This window comes from Roseateles sp. T103 (assembly GCF_057219915.1).
This window is the reverse complement of the sequence record NZ_JBXVVS010000008.1, coordinates 42,545-62,888: the sequence shown is the minus strand read 5'-3', so window position 1 is coordinate 62,888 and position 20,344 is coordinate 42,545. Positions and strand designations below refer to the sequence as shown.

Annotated in this window: 10 protein-coding genes; 9 read left to right on the top strand and 1 reads right to left on the bottom strand. The window is 63.2% G+C overall.

Features of this window, described 5'->3' with window-relative positions; all coding sequences use genetic code 11:
• On the top strand, positions 1-1,005 hold the full coding sequence (locus tag AC2EBS_RS18095) for a diguanylate cyclase (RefSeq protein ID WP_484729853.1): 1,005 nt from the start codon (positions 1-3) through the stop codon (positions 1,003-1,005).
• 22 nt (positions 1,006-1,027) lie between these two features.
• Here the strand turns inward: AC2EBS_RS18095 and AC2EBS_RS18090 are convergent, their stop codons facing one another.
• Positions 1,028-3,058 (bottom strand): sensor histidine kinase, encoded by a 2,031-nt coding sequence (locus AC2EBS_RS18090; RefSeq protein ID WP_484729852.1) that lies wholly within the window; start codon positions 3,056-3,058, stop codon positions 1,028-1,030.
• A gap of 351 nt (positions 3,059-3,409) precedes the next feature.
• Here AC2EBS_RS18090 and AC2EBS_RS18085 point away from each other — a divergent pair, with 351 nt between their 5' ends.
• The 8 genes from AC2EBS_RS18085 (at position 3,410) to AC2EBS_RS18050 (ending at position 20,298) form a co-directional block, all read left to right on the top strand.
• Entirely contained in the window at positions 3,410-4,396 is a 987-nt protein-coding gene (locus tag AC2EBS_RS18085) for a hypothetical protein (protein ID WP_484729851.1), read from the top strand.
• 615 nt (positions 4,397-5,011) lie between these two features.
• Positions 5,012-8,434: a hypothetical protein gene (locus AC2EBS_RS18080; protein ID WP_484729850.1), complete on the top strand. Its 3,423-nt coding sequence runs from the start codon at positions 5,012-5,014 to the stop codon at positions 8,432-8,434.
• A gap of 717 nt (positions 8,435-9,151) precedes the next feature.
• Positions 9,152-9,694, top strand: a complete 543-nt coding sequence (locus tag AC2EBS_RS18075) for a hypothetical protein (RefSeq protein ID WP_484729849.1) — start codon at positions 9,152-9,154, stop codon at positions 9,692-9,694.
• Positions 9,695-10,197: 503 nt separating this feature from the next.
• A complete protein-coding gene (gene hsdR, locus AC2EBS_RS18070; RefSeq protein WP_484729848.1) occupies positions 10,198-13,677 on the top strand; it encodes a type I restriction-modification system endonuclease in 3,480 nt (1,159 codons plus the stop codon).
• A gap of 101 nt (positions 13,678-13,778) precedes the next feature.
• On the top strand, positions 13,779-15,233 hold the full coding sequence (locus AC2EBS_RS18065) for a class I SAM-dependent DNA methyltransferase (protein ID WP_484729847.1): 1,455 nt from the start codon (positions 13,779-13,781) through the stop codon (positions 15,231-15,233).
• Positions 15,230-16,597 carry a restriction endonuclease subunit S gene (locus AC2EBS_RS18060; protein WP_484729846.1) on the top strand — a complete coding sequence of 456 codons (1,368 nt, stop codon included), beginning with the start codon at positions 15,230-15,232 and terminating at the stop codon, positions 16,595-16,597. Before AC2EBS_RS18065 ends, AC2EBS_RS18060 begins: the two co-directional genes overlap by 4 nt.
• A gap of 23 nt (positions 16,598-16,620) precedes the next feature.
• Positions 16,621-18,936, top strand: coding sequence for an McrB family protein (locus AC2EBS_RS18055; RefSeq protein WP_484729845.1), 2,316 nt, complete (start codon positions 16,621-16,623; stop codon positions 18,934-18,936).
• Positions 18,937-18,948: 12 nt separating this feature from the next.
• Positions 18,949-20,298, top strand: a complete 1,350-nt coding sequence (locus AC2EBS_RS18050; protein ID WP_484729844.1) for an McrC family protein — start codon at positions 18,949-18,951, stop codon at positions 20,296-20,298.
• The last annotated feature ends 46 nt before the right edge of the window (positions 20,299-20,344 follow it).

Sequence of the window (20,344 nt, the reverse complement as noted above, 5' to 3'; positions counted from 1 at the left end):
ATGAAGGCGCCGCTGCTAAATGATGAACTGCTGGACGTGCTGGGGCACAAGCCTCGGCTGCTGATCGTCGACGATCAGCCGCTGAACATCCAGGCCCTGCATCGTGTCTTCGCTGACGAGTGCCAGGTCTTCATGGCAACCAGCGGCGAGCAGGCGCTGAGGGTTTGCGCCGAACGACACCCTGACCTGGTGTTCCTCGACGTCGAGATGCCAGGCATGGACGGCTATGAAACCTGTGTCAGGCTCAAGAGAGACGCGGCGTTGGCCGAGACCCCGGTCATCTTCGTCACCGCGCACAACGACGCGGAGAGCGAGACGCGCGGTCTGGAGTGTGGCGCGGGCGACTTCATCTCCAAGCCCTTCAATCCTGCGGTGGTACGGGCGCGGGCAAGAAGTCAATTGCAGCTCAAGCTGCAGTCCGATCTGTTGCGTCGCATGGCTTTCATCGACGGCCTCACCGGGCTGCACAACCGTCGCTACTTCGATGAGCGCTTTTCGTCGGAACTGCAACGGGCGCAGCGCAACCGGACCAGCCTGGCGCTGGCCCTGATCGACGTTGACTTCTTCAAGCGCTTCAACGACCGCTACGGGCATCAGGCCGGTGACGACTGCCTGCGTGCGGTGGCGGTGGCGTTGCGCACCGTGCTCAAGCGTCCTGGTGATCTGGTCTGTCGCTATGGCGGCGAGGAGTTTGCTTGTCTGATGCCGGAAACCGATCTACAGGGCGCACACACCGTGGCCGCGCAACTGCTGAGCGCGGTGCGGACGCTGGGTGTTGCCCATGACCGCTCGGACGTCGCTCCGGTGGTGACCATCAGTCAGGGCCTCGTCGTCGGTGTGCCACGGGTCAAGGAAGAGCCGGTTGTGCTGTTGACCCGGGCCGACACCGAGCTTTACCGGGCCAAGGGGGAAGGGCGAGATCGCTACTGTCTTGCCGAACTGGGTGCATCGCTGCCGGCGGAACAGGCGGGCCAGGACGGTATCGCTCAGGCCCTGAGCCCCTAAGGTCGATCCCGGCCTGCCCGCATCATCCTTGGCCGGCCGGCAGCAAGAGGCGCACGCGAGTACCCTCGCCAGGCGTGCTGCTCAGCTCGATCTCGCCACCCAGAAGTTCGGTGACCAATTTCTGCACCATTGCCAAACCCAGGCCTGAGTGACCCTGGGCCAGCTTGGTCGTGTACATCGGCTCAAAGACATGTTTGAGCTGGTCGGCGGGGATGCCGGGGCCCTTGTCGCTGACGATGATCGTCAGCCGCCCTGAGCCGTCGGCTGACGCATTGATGCTGATGTCGGCGCCGCTGCTGCCGCGGCCATGCAGCAGGGCATTGCTGAGCAGGGCGTCGAGGATCAGGCCGACTGCCCTGGCATCGGCGGCGACCGACAGGGCATCGGACACGTCCACCGAAACGCGCGAACCGCTGCGCGCGATGCGGGGCTGCTGCGTGGTCAGCAGCGCATCGACGATGGGACGCAGTGCAGTGGCGCCGTCGCTGCTCTGCAGCGGCATCTCGGTGAGGCTGCGATAGCTCTCCAGCAAGGTGGCGGCGCGCTCCAGATTCCGCTCGATCAGGGTGCTGGCCTCGTCGCCGAAGCTCAGGTGCTCCTGAAGCTGGCGCCTCGACAGCGTGCCGGCGGACATGCTCTTTTCCAGCTCCTTGCCTGCGGCGCGTAGCCCTTCCGCAGTGCACAGCGCATTGCCGATGGGCGTGTTCAGCTCATGCGAGATGCTGGCCAGCATGCGGCCCAGACTGGCCTGCTTCTCGGCGGCAAGCAGTTCGTGCTGCATGCCTTGGATGCGTTGCAGCGAGGACTGCAGCCGCGTGTTGGCGTCGCTCAGTTCCTGGGTGCGTCGCTGCACGCGTTCCTCCAGCTCATCGTTCAAGGCCTGCACTGCTGCCGCCTGCTCGTCGCGCAGCTGCTCGCTGCGGGCCAGGCGGGCGATCATGTCGTTGTAGGCGCCGGCGATATCGGCGAGCTCAGCCTGCGCTGTGCCGCTGAAGGGGCGCGTCGCATCGGTGCCGACCTGCTTGAGGTGCATGCTGAGCTGCCTCACCGGCGCCAGCATGTGGCGCAACACCAGCAGCGAGATCAGCAGCAAGGACGCCACGGCCAGCGCGCTGACGCTGGCAACGACCTTGACCGATCGGTAGTACGGCGCCTCGACCTCGGTCATCGGGTAGTTGGCCGCCAGCACCCAGCCCGCGCTGGGCACGCGCGCAAAGGACGCGAGCATGCGCTGGCCTGTGCTGTTCACCGTGGCCATCGTGCCCTCGAAGCCCTGGTCGATGGCGCGGTCGTAGGCGATATTGCGCCCCGGCTGCGCGGCGATGCGCGCAATGCGTTCGCGGTCCGGATGCATCAGCATCAGGCGCTGCGGATCGCTCATGTAGAGGTAGCCGGTCTCGCCGATCCGGTGCTCGCGCAGCTCGCCGGCAATCTCGCTGGCCAGCACGCTCAGCCGGCCGGTCAGCAGGGCGACGGTGCGGCCATCCGGGCCGCGTAGCGGCGTGGCCATGCTGAGCATGGGTTCGCCGTTCGCGCCGATGAAGCTTGCCGAAATCTCGGTCTGCTGGCTGTCGGCGACACGCCGGAACAGCGCCAGCTCGGCCTCGCTGAAGTCGGTGGCGAGCCGCGCAGCCGTCTCGTCACTGCCCAGCAAACGGGGCTCTGGCGCTTGGACCAGCCGCAGACCCTGATCGAAGCGCCGGCGCAGAAAGGTGCGCGAATCCAGGAAGCGGCGTGCCTGCTCGGCGTCGCTCAGCGCTGGCGCCGGGACCTGACCGGCCGCCGCACCGAGCACCGAGCGCTGCACGCTCAGTCTGGCATCCAGGCTGTCTGCCAGCGCGCGTAGCAGACGGTATTGGTGTTGCCCGGTCAGCTCGACGTATTGCCGCTCGAAGAAGCTCAGCGCATACAGGCCGGTGCCGAGAAAGGTGAGCAGGAAGGTCGCAGCCGTGAGCACTGCCACCCTTGCCGCCATGCCCAGGCCCTTGCGCCCGGGCTGGTCCGAGCTCACGGCCGGCGATGACTGTGCGTTGGCGCTGGGGCTGGCTGACACGGTGCGGGCTGAGGCGGTCGGGTCGTTGCAGAGCGAGCGCGGCGCGCCGATTGAGCGTGGAGCGGGCGATGGGAATCGAACCCATAGGTGAAACCCGCTGCAGGTGATTGATTTACATCGGGAAATTTACCACAGGCTCACCTTGAGGCCCGCGCCATCGTAGTACAGCTTCGGGGCTCTTGGTGCGCGTGGTCAGTCGTTGGGCATCCCCTCATTGTCTAGCTGTGCACGATATGAGTGCACCAATATGGTGCCAATTTTCGAGCTCCCTATCATGCAGCTGGAACGGATGAGCGCGCGAGCTTTGATTGGCATTGTGTCGAACGCTCTGACTAACAGCAAAGGAGCTACATGATCCCAGCACTCGATCTGAGTCACTTCCAAGCCCGGGCCAAGTTTGACTTCGTCCGCTTTTACTCCGCGCGTCATGGCGATGAGCTTTTGCTTGGTAAGGAACGATGCAAGACCCTGCGGGCCGAGAACTACGAGCAGTGGATCGTGACTATTCACGACCCCACGCCCATTGAGCTTCACCAGCTGACGATCGAGGGCGATGATCCAGCTCTGCACGGTCTTGAGTTGACGGTTGACCTGCTGCCTAGGGCAGCGGTGCCTGTCGAAGACATACCGGCGCTGCTCCAACAGACCTTCTTGGCGCTGGCTGCACGATTCCGCCCTGATGACGACTTGCCAACTGGTGTCGGCTACAAGGCGGCGCACTACCGCCCCCGTGGCGTCTACATTCATGACCGACTGCCGGGCGTTGGCGCTGAGCTCGTCTATGGGCATCGCGACACAGGTGCCAACATGAAGCTGTACTTGAAGCAGCACGATCAGCGGCGTCAGCTTCCCGTAGAGCAGTGGTCCGTGCGAATGGAAGTGACCCTTCAGCGCTACGGTTTGTACCTCGTCGGCCTGGATCGTGTCAGCTCGCTCTTCGGGTTCAAGTACCGGGCGGCCTTCTCCAGCTGGTTCACGGTGGTTGATGGTGTGAAAGTGCGTCGGAACGCCAGGTGGTCGGCGCTTCGCGTCGCGAGCCTTGAGCAACAGCTCGACCGTAGGTGGCGGGAGGCCGGTATCAACGCTCTGGGGCCCAAGGTAGTCCCCGTCGATGCACTCGTCCGGACACGGGAAGAGATCGAAAAGCGGAGCAGGGCAGGTCACAGGCGAACCCTGGATCCGCGCCCCTTCGTCCTCAAGCCGCATCGGCGCGCGCACGAGATGATCGCGAATGCGCTGCGGCAGCTCGAGCGCAAGATGGCGCAACGAATTTCGGGCGCCATGCCAAGCGCGGATGCAGATAAGTCATTGATGACTAACGATGCCGCTAGGCACTGAGGGCCCGGCTATTACATATGCATCTCTTATGTTCGGCTAACCATGCGGAGGCATGGCAGACAGAGTCGGGCGCAGCTAGGACCACCGACCTTGGTGATCCGATCGGCGCGTCTTCAACGGGACGAGGCTTTTTGTCCGGGTGAGGTGAATCCGCTGACAGCACGCACCTCGCCATGCCTCGGGCGCGGATCTACGATGTACATAAGTAGGACCACAGACGCGCCCCTGGTCTTAGTGTTGATGTGGTTTCGGTATCAAGTGGCCCAGCGGGGTCAGCTAGCCTTAGTTGGCGTGTGAGACTGGCAAGATCACTCGGGCTGTTCTCTGCGCCCTTACGCTGGCGCTGAGAGCGGCATGCGGTGGCTGACCGCCGGGCAGCGATTGCTGCCTGTGAAGTTGGGCGCTAGATCCGGTCTCCGCAGCATTGCGGTTGTTTGCGCGCTGAATGCCGCTGTCTAGGAAGCTGCGATGCATGAATCGTTCAGGTCCACCGTCTGCAGCAAAGCATGCCGGCGGCGACTGGGCATCGACCCAATGCCGCAGGAGCGCGCCTTGCATCGTTGCTGAAGTCAATCCACGCGGAGCTTGACGGTTAGGCGGGTGGCGGGCTGCCGTATGCTGTTCAGCATGCACGTAATTCGTATTGCCAAGGATCTGCTTCGGACCCCATGGTCCGTCCGAGCCGTAGCACGCCGTGACCAGGCTGCGTGGTTCGCGCAGAACAACTGTAGACGTCGGCTGGCGCTGTCTAGGTTGGAGCGGGATCTGCTGTTCGCTGGCGAGCATCCTTTGCGGCTTGCCTTCTCGCTGCTGGCTTTGCAGATCGCGCTGCTGACGTTGGCAGCCGTGCTTCCGCAGAGTTGGTTCGCTCCCTCCTGGCTTGGGTGGGAGACCGCAGATCAATTGGCCCATTTCGCAACTGTGTGGACCATCCAGGCGACCCTGGCAGCACTGGTCTACCCAATAGTGATCTCGTTCGTAGCCGTCTACCTACAACGCAGGCCGGCGGCGGACGCCTTTATTCACGTTTACATGCTCGACTCGGGTGGACTCGCAGCTGGTCTGTCCTCGCTTGGCTTGGTTGTTGTGATGGGCGTCCAGTACTTGATGTTGAGCACATGGGGACCGGCATGGCTTCCTGGGTGGGCAGCCATCGACACAGCCTGGTTCGTCCTCAATGCAGCGCTGACGACGTTCTTTCTGTTCCGAACGGTGGAGTTTCTCCGGCCAGAGGTGCAGACCAGGGTCATCCAGCGCTATGCCGTCAACGTGGCGTTACCAAGAGAGGTGCATCGCTTGAATTCATTTCAAGTACTTGCCGGTGGCATTGCCAAGGGCTGGTTTTCGGTGCCGGCCTATGGGGACGACAGGGCCCCGGAAGGACCACGCATGCTGATTGGCCGGGGGTTCCGGGAAGGTGATATGCAGGGTGAGTTGCGCCTGCCGGAGGCAAGTAGACTGGCGGACGTTCGCATCTGGGCTGTCAGGCTGGTTGTTGAATCCTGGTATCGCCGTGCGCTGGCATCGCCTCGATCGGACAATGCAATAGCAATTGGTGTCAATGAGTCTAGGCCATTGTTCACGCTGCCGATGACTCCTGGCGCGGTGTATGAACGTACTCTGCCTCTCGCCATGGTGGCGGACGGCCCGACGCTTTCACCTTGGCAGCTCTGGCTGCTGCGCTGGTCGGCGGTGCTGCAGCCAACATCGCGAGAGAGATTTGGCATTAGTGTTGAAGCCATCCTTGGTGAGCTAGCCGCCGATGCGCGAAGCATGGCAGCCAAGCCCGACAACGAGGGGTTTGAGCGCGCCTATGGCGCGCTGGTCGACTTGCACGGCTTGCTGCTGGCGGCTAGCCTGGACAAGACGGAGACCGGCGAGCAAGGCAGCTGGGCGTTGCTACCTGACTTGCAGGGCATCTTCGACCGACCCCTGCACACTAACTGGAGCAGCGTCTATCGCGGCATCTTCGAGGCGGCGATCGAGGGCATGGTCCGAGACACCCGACCTCTGCGTCGCTTGTGCCACCTTCTGCAGCGTCTGGACGACGACGAGCTTCGTGCTTCGCCCGTCGAGATTCGCGAGCAGTTGCTGCAGTTGCCGCCGCTGATGATGTTTCAGCTCAGCAACTGGTGGGCCTTCAGGGTTGAGGAGCAAGGGGTCATCGAGCACAGTCACATGCAGATGGTGTTGCTGCGGCCACCGCTCAATCGTGTCTATGACGAGGTTCTCTCCACTTTCGTTGCAGGATGGGAAAACGGGCGGCCCGACAAGCCTCGACGAAATCAAGACGCGCGTGCGTTGGACTGGACAACGCTGCCAGGGTTGGCGCGCCTGAACGTCAGGCATATCGAAGAGACGGCGCGAATGCTGCTTGCGGCCGTGCTACGAGGCGACCAGGCTGCTGCCGAATGGTTGGCTGATGTGCTCAGCAAGTGGGGGGACACGGCGGCTTTCGATCACGAGCCGTATCAGCTCTACGACAAGACGGCGTTCATAACCGTTGACGATCTCGGGCTGGCTTGGACCGCGTTCTGCTCGAAGTTTGGCTTGGATAACAGTGATGCCGCGTCGCAAGAGCGTTTGAGGCCGGTACTGCAGCAGGGGGCCTTCCAAGCTGCCCTGAAAAACTACTGGACCGATGTGCGCTTGCTGACCATCGAACTGATGCTGGACTGGATCCGAGCCGTGCCGGCAGCGTCTGCCAGCAGTTCGTTGGCATTCGAGATCGCCACCGGGCTCTTGTCCGGTAAGCAGTGGAAGAGCGGTGGTCAGGCTGACAACTCGCTCGGCACCTTGTCCCCGCCCGAGTACCTGACCGCAAAGGCCCGCCAGTTCGCTGCATCCGGCGTATGGCGTGGCGGCTATGTGGGGCGCCTGGATGGGTTCGTAGAGCGCTTGAAAGACATGCGTAGGCCCAACATGATCAGCTCGCGTGTCTACTCCTTTGGTGGCGCCGACGATGTGGCGTCGCTCAAGGAATCTCAGCTGGAGCTTTTTGCTGTTCTGGCCACGGGAGCGTGGAGTTTGCCTCGCTCGCTGCAGCGGCAATTGGATGTCTGGTTCGATGCCCGCTTTGATTCCTACAGCAGCATCGATGTGCTTCGTGACCGGTTGAGGAGCTGGCTAGAACGCTTGGACGCTCAGCCAGGGTTGTCGATCGATCACATCGACCTTATGAAGGCGCGTGTCAAGCCTGGAGTGCCAGGGCAGAAGGCCATTGATCATGTGAGGGCTGGCCTGTTGACGGCCCAGCAGGCGTTGGAAGATCGACGTGAAGAGACGCTGGCTGCCCAGCCGATTGACCCAAATCGACTTGTGGAGATCGGGCGCTATGCGTCTGCGTCCGGTTTTAGCAAGGACAAAGGGCACTTCCCGATCCACTTGTTCCCAATCGGACGCACGGCAGAGGACTTGGAGGAATTCACCTTCACCTTTACACAGGTGCGTCGCGGCGAGCTGACACAACTACAAATGGACCAACGGGCCGTGAACGAGGCGGAGTTCTTCGACGATGCCATGGCACAGCAGGTTGCCATCGTCGTGCTGAACGATGTCTTGCGCCGATCGGATATCAAGGAGATCGCGGTCCAAGACGGCGACGCCTACTGGAAAGCGTTGCAGGCGCAGGCCGACCTCATTATGGCGAAGGGCGGGACGCCAATCCTTCTGCTGGACAACGCTACCCGCCCAGATTGGGTATGGGATTGGCAGCACCCGGGTTTCGATGCCACGCACAAGCGGCCCGACGATCTCAAGGTCAGGCGACGTGACGGGCAAGGCGCAGGTTACCAGTGTGACTTCAACCAGATCGAGGTGTACGTCGCACCGCTTCGGACTGGTCAGTCGGTCTTGCTGTCGAGGGAAGTGTTCCGCGCCCTGACCTTCACCGACTACGGCGAAGGTCAGTTTGTACGGGTTGAGGTAGTTGAACCAGAAGGGGCCAAAAACTTGGTTGACCTCAGACTTACATTCGCACGACGAGTAGATGTCGGTGAGTCAACGGTTGTCAGACTGGTCTATATGCAGAACCGGTGAACAGTACCTCAAGGCATGAAGTCGTGAAACTAGCAGTGGCGGGGGGAGGAAACGCAAGGTCACTCCAAGTTCACCGCAAGCTGTGGCGGGCAACACCGATGGCTGAGCGCAAGAGTGCGCCGCAGAACGTCAAGAATCCGACCTAACTGCGCTGAGACTGCGAGACTGTGCTGCCGTACGGGACCTTGGGCCGATGCTCGACGTCATCGTGCGATCCCGTCAATCAGCGCAAGAAGTAATCAAGGACTAATCAAGGACTAATCAAAGGATTTGGCCGTTTGCGATGTGCTGACCCGGTCACATCTTCTCCCGGGTCGGCCGCGACGAGTTGCGATACCTTGTACCCCCTATGAGGAGCGTCGAGGTTCGTGGCCCTTCTTCGGATGTTTTTGCCGACTCCTGTGCGCACGTATAAGGCGGGCGGTCAGGCCGTACAGCAGCCCCGTCAAGACCCGGAACCCGCCGTCCTCAAGGAATTACTGTCTCGGGAATCCCGAGCAGGTCAGATGTGGGTCACTACCTAGCAATCAAGCACGAAATGCAGCTCAGAATCCGGGCGACGTGTTTGGTCGCTACTTAATAATAGCGTTTTAAAAAGAATACGCCGCGCGAAGCCAAGCTGCAAGCCGCTTGTGGAGTAATCACACCGCACGTGTTATTAGGGCGGCTTGCCAATTTATGCGGTACGCCTGTCTGCGTATAACAAAGTTAGTTTGCATGAATACAGAAGACAAACCACGCTTCATCCCTTTTTTTGGCGCCCTTGGATTGGCCTCGTGCGCCCAATTTCTGGCTAGCTTGAAAGTGCCCAAGTCCGAAATTCTTTTACAGCACTTGCTCGACCTTGACGTGGTGCCACCAATCACGCTGCTGTTTCTTGCTGCGTTGGGATTAAGTATGTATCGCGCCATACCTGGTGGTCGCTTCAACTTCTTCGCACGCAACGGCGACAGCCATCACAAGGCATTTTCTGTCTATGGCCCAATCGGCGGGGCATTAGTCGGTTCGGTTCTGGTCCTGTCAGGCTTCGAACTCTGGTATCGAGGTAGCAGCGCAATGCCGGCCGTGGCATCTATGTGGTCTCTTTTGAGCCTTGTTGTCGGGGTACCAGTCTGCGCATATGTCGTGGCGTGCTTCGTCATCGGGCGCTATCGCTCGACAGGACCTTTGCACAAATCACGCCCGATGCTCATCAAGGCACTTGCAGCATTTACTATTTTCGTGGCTGTTATGGGCCTCAGACACTGGTATGCAAGCTAACCGTTCGCTCAGCCAGACCCGCAACAGCATGCCGCCTACGGACCTCATTTCATTCTGGGCCTACTGCATCCTGCAGTCGCGGGCCGGTGAGTTTCAACGTTGAACGACCGGTTTCTGACGTCGAGTTCGGCAAAGGGCGTAGTACCGAAATCGCTGCGATGCCGCCTCATGGATTGCCTGCCGATCGGAATCGCCCCGGGTGGGCTATACCGAGATGTCATACCTTGCACCCCCTACGAGCACTGCTGACGTTCGTGGCCCTTTGTCTGACGTCTCTTGCCGACTTCTTTCTGCACGTATAAGGCTTGCGCCAGGCCCGACTGCATCTTGCGCATGCAAGGCCGGTCTGTTTGCATAGCGGAGATTCCGGCAAGTCGTCCTTTTGTTGCTGAACAGTAGGTCGCGACATCCCCAGGTCAAGCTGCTTCTCCTCCGCGTTATCCTTGGCCTCAAGAGAAGTTGCCCGGCTGCCTCTTGTCTGCACGGGTACCACGGGGAGGTCAATGAGCGCGCCGAGCAATTTCAGTTTTCTCGCTACGCATTCGCTGCTGCTGGCTGAGCTTGGCGCAACCGCCGAGCAGATCTTCCCGTTCGACCCCCCGAGCTGTGTTCTGAAGCTACGGCTGCTGGCCGAGGCGTTGACCCAGGACATGGCGTCCCGGCTGGGCATACAGCTGCAGCAGCCGACCCAGGCCGAGCTGCTTCGAGCCGTTGACAACCGCCTTGGTCTGGACGCGCAGGTCCGGCAGATGTTCCACCTGCTTCGCCAACGGGGCAACGCAGCGGCGCATCAGGTCGACCACGACATTGGCTACCGCGAAGGGCTGGAAGCTCTGAAGGTCGCCCGCCAGATCGCGGTCTGGTTCCATCGCAGCTTTGGCAGTGACCCCGACTTCAAGCCCGGCCCGTTCATCCTGCCGGACGATCCGAGCCGCCGGCTGGCCGAGCTGCAGCAGCAGATCATGCAGCTGCGCGACGAGTTGCAGTCGGCGCAGAGCGCCCAGTCTTCGCATTCGCAACTGACCCAGCTGCTCGAGGCGCAGGCCGCCCAAGAGCGGGAGATGGCCCGACGTGCCGATGAAGAGCGCAGCATCTATGAGGCCCTTGCTAGCGAAGCCAGCGCCCGATACGCCGAGCTGAAGGCTGCATTCGACGCCAGGGTCGGCGGCGCTCGCCCGCAGGTCTCACAGTCCGAGATCGACACCTTTGCCGAGCGCGCGACGAACGCGGCCAAGAAGGTGGTCATGGACGAGGCGGCCACCCGCCTCATCATCGACCAGCAACTCGCCGAGGCCGGCTGGGAGGCCGACACGGTCAATCTGACCTATGCGAAGGGTGCCCGCCCGGAGCGCCACAAGAACCGCGCGATCGCAGAGTGGCCCACCCAGGGCAAGCAAAGCGCCGACTACATGCTCTTCGCGGGCCTGACGCCGATTGCCGCGGTGGAGGCCAAGCGACTGAACATCAACGTCGCAGGCAAGATCGAGCAGGCCGAGCGCTACTCACGCGGCATGACCCTGACCGACGATCATGTGCCGGCCTGGCAGTTGGAGGGGCAGCACGGGCCGTGGCCGGACGGGCAGGGCGGCTTCTTCAACGTGCCCTTTGCCTACTCAAGCAATGGCCGCCCGCTGGTCAAGCAGAGCCCGGAAGCCAGCGGCACCTGGCACCGTGACCTGCGCCACCCGTCGAACCTGAAGCGCCCGCTGCCCGGCTTTCACACGCCCGAGGGCCTGCTCGACCAACTGACGCGCAGCAAAGCCGAGGCCGAGGCCAAGCTCGCACAGGAGCCCTTCGGCTACCTGCGGCTGCGCGATTACCAGGAGCGCGCCATCATGGCCGTCGAGCAGGCCCTGGCACATGGTCAGCCCAGCTGCCTGCTGGCGATGGCGACGGGCACGGGCAAGACGCGCACCATCATCGGCCTGATCTACCGCTTCCTGAAGGCAGAGCGCTTCCGGCGCATCCTCTTCCTGGTTGACCGCACCGCGCTCGGCGATCAGGCTATGGACGCCTTCAACGAGGCCCCGCTCGAGCAGAATCACACGCTCAGTCAGATCTACAACATCGCCGACTTGGGCGACATGGCAGCCGAGGCCGAGACGCGGGTCCAGGTGGCCACTGTGCAGGCCATGGTGCGCCGCGTCTTTGCCAGCGACCAGCCCCCTAGCGTCGATACCTACGACTGCATCATCGTGGACGAGGCCCATCGCGGCTACACGCTGGACCAGGAGATGACTGAGGGCGAGATGGCCCTGCGCGACCAGGCGCAGTACCTGTCCAGCTTCCGCCGGGTGCTCGACTACTTCGACGCCGTCAAGATCGGTCTGACCGCTACGCCGGCGCGCCACACCACCGACATCTTCGGCAAGCCCGTCTTCACCTACTCCTACCGCGAGGCCGTGGCCGATGACTGGCTGATCGACCACGAGCCCCCAGTTCGCTACGAGACGTTGCTGAGCAAGCACGGCATCCACTTCGCCAAGGGCGAGTCGGTCGAGGCGATCAACCTCGGCACCGGCGAAGTCCAGGCCGCGGAGCTGGAAGACGAGCTCAACTTCGAGCTGGAGAGCTTCAACAAGCGCGTCATCAACGAAGAGTTCAACCGTGTCATCTGCGAGCAGCTCGCCCAGGAGCTGGACCCCAACGGTGAAGAGAAGACGATGATCTTCTGCGCCACCGACGCGCATGCGGACATGGTCGAGCGCCTGCTGAATCAGGCATTCAAGGCCATCTACGGTGACAACTACAACCAGGCCGCGGTGCGCAAGATCACCGGCGCGTCGGACAAGGTGGACCAGCTGATCCGGCTCTATAAGAACGATCGCTACCCCAGCATCGCCATCACCGTCGACCTGCTGACCACCGGCATCGACGTGCCGCCCATCTGCCACCTGGTCTTCCTGCGCCGCGTGAAGTCGCGCATCCTGTACGAGCAGATGATCGGCCGTGCGACCCGGCGCTGCGACGAGATCGGCAAGACGGTGTTCAAGATCTACGACCCGGTCGATCTGTACGCGTCGCTGCAGGCGGTGAACACCATGCAGCCGCTGGTGAAGAACCCGAATGTGTCGATCGAGCAGCTCATCGACGAGCTGAACAACCCGACCAGCTACGAAGCCCCGGGCAGCGCGCAGGGCCGCACACATGCGCACGATGTCCTCGACCAGCTGAACCAGAAGCTGATGCGCGTGCTGCGCAAGGCAGCGCACAGCGCCGAGAAGCGCCCCAAGCTCAAGGAGCACCTGGCTGCGCTGGAGCAGCAGTGGGGTGTGCCGCCCGAGAAGCTGCACCAGCATCTGCATGAGATGGCCCTGCAGCACGGCCCCAAGGCCGCCGCCGACTACCTGCGCCACAGCACCCGGCTGCTCACCCAGCTGGCCGAGGTGCAGGAGCTGCTCGGCACGGCCTACATGCCCATCCTCTCCAAGCACGCCGACGAGCTGTTGGCCCGAGAGCAGAGCTGGGGCACCTACAAGAAGCCCGAGGACTACCTCGACAGCTTCGGCGCCTTCGTGCGCGAGCAGATCAACCAGTCCGCCGCCCTGGCCGTGGTCGTGCGTCGCCCCAAAGACCTGACACGCGAGCAGCTCAAGGAGGTTCGCCTGTTGCTCGACGAGCATGGCTACTCCGAGGCCAACCTCAAGGCCGCTTGGCGAAGCAAGAGCAACCAGGAGATCGCGGCCAGCATCATCGGCTTCATCCGCCAGGCGGCGCTGGGCGAGGCGCTGCTGCCCTTCGAGCAGCGCGTGGGCCAGGCCATGCAGAAGATCTACGCCCAGCGCGCCTGGTCGCCCATGCAGCGCAAATGGCTCGATCGGCTGGCTCGGCAGCTCACCTACGAGGTGGTGATGGACCAAGGCTTCGTCAACACGGCCTTCGCGCAAGACGGCGGCGCCAAGCAGCTCGACAAGCTGCTCGGCGGCGAGCTCGACCAGGTGATGCACACGCTGGCCGCCTCGCTCTGGCCAGACGCGGCGTGATGCCTGGCTCGTTCGGCCAGATCAAGGCCAGACCAGCAGAAAATGCGCGCTTTCGGCCCGGCGCCTGACGGCGGGCCGGCACCCGGATCAGAACAGGAAGCATGACCACCTCCGACATCGTCCAGAAGCTCTGGAACCTGTGCGACGTTCTCCGCGACGACGGCATCAACTACAGCAACTACGTCACCGAGCTGGTGCTGCTGCTCTTCATCAAGATGGAGCACGAGAACACCGAGAACGGCATCCTGCAGGCGCACAAGCTGCCCGAGTTCGCGCGCTGGCCCGAGCTGACCAGCCGCAGCGGCCTGAACCTGCTGAACCACTACAAGAGCAGCCTGCTGCAGCTCTCGCAGAGCCCCGACCCGCTGATTGCGGCCATCTATGCCGACGCACAGACCAGCCTCAAGGAGCCGCGGCACCTTGAGCAGCTGATCAAGAGCCTGGACGGCATCGACTGGTTCAGCGCCAAGCACGACGGCCTGGGCGACCTCTACGAGGGCCTGCTGGAGAAGAACGCCAACGAGACCAAGAGCGGCGCCGGCCAGTACTTCACGCCGCGGCCCCTGATCGATTCGATCATCCACCTGATCAAGCCCCGGCCCGGCGAGACCCTCCAGGACCCGGCAGCGGGTACGGCGGGCTTCCTGATTGCCGCGGACAGCTACATGCGCGGCCTGACCGATGACTTCTACACCCTGAGCGAGAAGCAGCGGCAGTTCCAGCGCAACAAGGCATACCTGGGCATGGAGCTGGTCTCCAGCACCCGCCGCCTGGCGCTGATGAACTGCCTGCTGCACGGCATGGAGGGCGATGACGAGGGCGTGGTCCACCTGGGCAACACGCTGGGTAGCGCCGGCAGCAGCCTGCCCAAGAGCGACATCATCCTCAGCAACCCGCCCTTCGGCACGGCCAAGGGCGGTGGCGGCCCCACCCGGGACGACCTGACCTACGCCACCAGCAACAAGCAGCTGGCCTTTCTGCAGCACATCGTGCGGCACCTGAAGGACGGCGGCCGGGCCGCCGTGGTGCTGCCCGACAACGTGCTGTTCGAGAGTGGCGTCGGTGCCGACATCCGCCGCGACCTGATGGACAAGTGCCGCCTGCACACCATCCTGCGCCTGCCCACCGGCATCTTCTACGCCCAGGGCGTGAAGACCAATGTGCTGTTCTTCCAGAAGATCAGCCAGGCCGCCACCGGCAGCACGCAGGAGGTCTGGGTCTACGACATGCGCGCCAACGCGCCCAAGTTTGGCAAGCGCACGCCGCTGACGCGAGACCACTTCGCCGAGTTCGAGGCTTGCTTCGGTGAAGACCCGAACGGCAAGAGTGAGCGTGCAGACCAGGGCGAGGCAGGGCGCTTCCGCCGTTTTGCTCGTGACTGGATCGCGAAGGAGAAGGGCGACAGCCTGGACATCGCCTGGCTCAAGGATGAGAACGCCGAGGATGCGGCGGATCTGCCAGAGCCGGCGGTTTTGGTGAGGGAGGCTGTTGACGAACTGAATGCTGCCGTCGAAGAGCTGGAGGAGATTCTGGCCGAACTTGGGGAAGCTCCATGAGCCGTGCCCTCGGTTGGCTCCCGGTCACGCTGGGGAGCGTTTGCGTCAAGATCACTGATGGCTCCCACAATCCCCCTAAGGCCGAGTCCGCTGGACTTCCAATGTTGAGCGCGCGCAACGTAGCGTCCAGACGGATTGCATTCGACGACTACCGTCTTATTGCCGCCGGGGACTTCGAGCAGGAGGACAGGCGAACCAGGATCTCGGCTGGGGATGTGCTGGTCACCATTGTCGGTGCGATTGGCCGAACAGCTGTGGTCGGAGCCAATCATCCGCCGTTCACACTGCAACGAAGTGTCGCGGTGCTGCGGTCTGAAGTGACCGATCCTCGCTATCTGGCTTACGCCCTGGAATCGCCAAGTGTGCAACGCTATCTTCACGAGAATGCGAAGGGCACGGCTCAAAAGGGCATCTACTTGAAAGCCCTCGCGGATACGCCAATCGTGCTTGCGCCGGCGGCCGAACAACGCCGCATCGCCGACAAACTCGACACCGTGCTGGCCCGCGTGGACGCGGTGAACGACCGCCTCGCCCGCGTCGCCCCCTTGCTCAAGCGCTTTCGGCAGTCGGTGCTGGCGGCGGCAGTCCGCGGCGAACTGCATGGCGCCGGACGGGTTGATTGGAAGGCTCAGGCTTTCAGTTCGTTGGTGCTTGATTCCGTTACCGGCTTGGTTCGCGGAGCAGCGGAGCAACGCCTTCCGGGAAGTGGACTCACGCCGTACTTGAAGATGGACGGGATCGACGAGCACTGGGGGCACAGAGCCTCAGGGCTCAGCGAGGTGACCTGTACGCCGGATGAGTTCGCCCGCTACGAGCTAAGAATGGGGGACTGGCTCTTCAACACCCGCAATAGCGTTGAGCTGGTCGGAAAGTCTTGTGTCTGGAAAGGACCAAGAGGCATTGTTTTCAACAACAACATTCTCCGCATCCGCTTTGTTGGCTCCGTTCTTCCTGAATGGGTTGAGGTCTTCTTTCGATCACCGATAGGTCGATCGCGTCTTGCACGGGTCAAGTCTGCGACCACCAGCGTGGCTGCGATTTATCAGCGGGCGCTGATGGGCCTCCAGGTCGACGTTCCAACATTGAAAGAGCAGGCAGAAATCGTCCGCCGCGTTGAACTCCTCTTCGCCTACGCCGATCGCCTAGAGGCGCGCCTGCAAGCCGCCCAGACCGCAGTCAATCGCCTGACCCCAGCCCTGCTGGCCAAGGCATTCCGCGGCGAGCTCGTGCCGCAAGATCCCAACGACGAGCCTGCTAGCGAGCTGCTGAAGCGGCTTGCGGCTCAGCGCGCGCAAGGTCCAAGCTCCGTATCAGCGGGGCGAGGGCGCGGACGAAGGCCGATTGCACGCGCAGACCACGAGTAAGCCGACCAGGAGAGCACATCCCGATGAGCCGATACGCCGAGATCCCGATCACGCCCATCCTGGCCGCCGCTGAGCGCTGGAAGCAGGAGTGCCTGGTCGAGCAGCACTCGCTCTTCGACCCGGCGAAGCTGATCTGGCGCCCTGAAGTCTTTGCGGAGCTGGAGCAGCGCTTCATCGGCGCGCCTGACTCCAGCGACAAGAAGTTCATCCCCAAGCTGTCGATTCAGCTGGCTCAGGCGTCGGATGACGCCAAGCTGCTTGCGCTGGACCTGACCTGGGTGCTCTATCTGTTCCCGCGCAAGATCATCGGGCCGGCAAAGAAGGTCAGCAATCTGCAGGAGATCGCCGCCTTCAGCCAGCGCGTGCTGGACGAGAAGACGCACTGGGCGCTATCGACCGAGGTGCTGAGTGGCATCGGCAGCGGCGGCACCTTCTTCAACACCGGCTTCTGGTGGGAGTTCTCGTACGCGATCTACCTGTTCATGGCGTGGTCTGCGCTGCCGCGCGAGCAGCGGGCCAGTCTGATCAAGGCAGATGCAGACTTGAGCGGTTGGGTCGATTCGCTGAGCATGCCGGACAAGCTGCCCGGCGGCCAGCCGCTGAACCCCGAGCGCCGGATGTTCCGGCACATCTTCCTGTACCTGATGCAGCCGGACCGCTACGAGCGCATCAGCTCGACGGACAACAAGCGCATCATCGTCAAGACTTTCTCGAAGCAGCTGGGGCTGCAGGCAGACCTTCGCTCAGCGAGCCGCATCGACGAGCAGCTGCGCGTCATTCGCAGCCGGCTTGAGCAGGAGCTGGGCACCACGAATCTGGACTTCTACCTGGAGCCACTGCGTAGCCGGTGGACCGAGACATCGACGGCGCCTACAGCCGCGGAGCCCAGCAAGGAGTACAAGGTGAGAGCCACCGCCGACGGGCCGGCGGAGGTACCCGCGGACTCAGCGCTGGAGGAGCTCTTTGGGCCGGCGCCGCGCAATGTGATCTTTCACGGGCCTCCGGGCACTGGAAAGACGCGCATGGTGCTGGAGCACGTTCTGCCGGCCTACACCGACACAGTGGCGCTGGAGGATGAAGACACCCGTCTGCAGCGCCTGGTGGGCGGCTATGGCTGGTTCGAGGTGATCGCGGCGGCGATGATCGACTCGGGCAAGCCTTCCTTGAGCGTGCCGGAGCTGCGCGAGCATCGCTACATCCGTGCCCGGCTCGCGCAGGCCAGTTCGCAGAACAACCTAGGCAATCGGCTCTGGGGCATGCTGCAGCTGCACACCGTTTACGAGTCGCAGACCGTGGCCTTCGAGAAGAGCCGCCGGATCGAGCCCCTGGTGTTCGACAAGGACGAGCAGTCCCGCTGGCGGTTGGTGCAGGGATGGGACGAGCACGCGCCGGAGCTGAAGGAAGTTCAGCGTGTGCTCAGCAGCAAGCCGGCCGGTCCGCAGCAGCATCTGCGCTACGAGATGGTGACCTTCCACCCCAGCTACGCGTATGAGGACTTTGTCGAGGGCCTGCGGCCCGTGTCGGTCGAGCGTGAAGGCGAGGCACCTGTCGTTGAGATCCAGCCGGTGGACGGGGTGCTAAAGCGCATCTGCCGTCAGGCGCGCAGCAATCCCGGCCAACGCTATGCGCTGGTGATCGACGAGATCAACCGGGGCAACATCGCCAAGATCTTCGGTGAGCTGATCACCCTGGTCGAGCCTGACAAGCGCCTGCGGCTGGGCGCACAGGGGGAAGTGCTCGGCGGCGTGCAGCTCCGCCTGCCTTACACGGGCGATCTCTTCGGCGTGCCGGAGAACCTGGATCTGTACGGCACGATGAACACCGCGGACCGCTCGATCGCGCTGGTGGACATTGCCTTGCGCCGACGCTTCATCTTCCGCGAGCTGCTGCCTGACGCCGATGTGATCTCGGGCAGTGATGGCAGCGGCCTGATCAGTGACGACGAAGGCGAGGCAATCGACCTACGCCAGCTGCTGCGGGTCATCAACGCCCGCATCACCGTGCTGCGCGGGCGCGATGCCACCATTGGCCACGCCTATCTGACAGGGGTGACAGACTTCGTGGAGCTCCGGGCAGCGTTCCATGATCGGATCGTCCCGCTGTTGCAGGAGTACTTCTTCGAGGACTGGGAGCGCATCAACCAGGTGCTCGCGGTCAGCCAGGGCGCAGAGCCATTCTTGGTCAGTCGACGGCCCAAGCTGTCGGCGCTGTTCGCAGGGCAGGCGCAGGGATTGGAAGACGCTGACGAGGCGCGCATCTGGCGTCTCAATCCGAACCTGCCTGGCGCAAGCTTCCGGGCGCTCTACGAGTCGGTGCCGGACGACGCGCTGGGTCTGTGAGCGACGCTGAGCATGCACCTCGTCGTCCGCGAGCATGAGCGAATCGCGGTAGTTGCCGAACGCCAGCGGGCGGACGAGCGCGCGCTTACGGTGGCCGAGTCGGAGCTGCTGCTGCGGACCTGCGAGCGCGAGCGCATTCCCGCAGTGGTGGGCGCTTATCGGGCTGTGAAGTTCCGCAGCTACTGCGGGGTGATCCAGGCTGGGTCGCTGGTTGTCGAGGTGCTGCCCAAGATCGCGCAGGACGACGGCTTCGACCGTGCCCTGCTGCTGCGCATGATCGCGCTGGCGAGCGACTTCCCTCTGGCAGCGGTCGACTCCGACAGGCTGGCCCTGCAGGGGCACAGTCTCTTGCTTGCGCTGGTGCGCTGGTACTGCGACGAGCTGCAGACGCAGATGCACCAGGGCATGCTGAAGCAGTACGTCACCGAGGCTGACGCGCTCGGATCGATCAGGGGCCGCTGGCGCCCAGATGTGGACGCGCTTCGGCACGCCGGGCGCCGCGATCGCATGCATTGCGAGTTCGACGAGCTCACCGCCAACAACCGCTACAACCAGGCACTGAAGGCTGCACTGCGGCGCGTGATGCCGCTGGTGCGGCAGAGTGAGGGTGTCAGCCGCCAGGTGGCGCAGCTGCTGGGCTGGATGGTTGACGTTGACGATGTGGTCGTCCGGGCGGCCCAGATCGACCAGCTTCCGAAGAACCGCCTGACCCAGCGCTACTCCCGTGCGCTGATGATGGCGCGCTGGTTCCTGTCGGAGGAATCGCCCGATCTCAGCCGCGGGCGCGAAGCCGGCCTGGCGTTGCTGTTCGACATGAATGCCTTGTTCCAGCGCACCTTGGGTGCATTGCTCAGGCGGGTGTTGCCCGAAGGGCTGCATCTGCGCGAGGAGGGGCCGCGGCGCCATCTGGCAACGGACGAACTGGGTCAGCGGCAATTCCAGATGCGTCCCGACCTGTGCATCTTGCGCGGTGACGAAGTGCTGGCGATCGCTGACGCGAAGTGGAAGCTGCTCGACCCGTCGGCGAACGGCGGCGGCCAGCCGGGCGTCGCTCAGGCGGATGCCTACCAGCTGCATGCTTATGCGGCGACATATGGCTGTGCCCGTGTAGCTCTTTGGTACCCCCGCCCGGCTGCACCGGACCAGCCAACGGCCGGCGTGCAGCGCCTGTATGAGTTCTCGGGTGCGGCGGCTGGCGAGACCGTGAGGCAGCTCATGGTTCAGCAGGTGGCCTTGCCGGTCCCGGTGGCTGGCGAGCGCTGGATCGACGCGATGACCGCGGAGGTGAGGGCGCAGCTCGGGCTGCTGCTCGGTGCGTCGGTCGGCCTTGGCGTGCCTGAACTCTCGGCGGCATCGGCATGAGTACGCCGCCACGCGCTGCATTGCCATGGGAGCAGGCCGAGGGTCT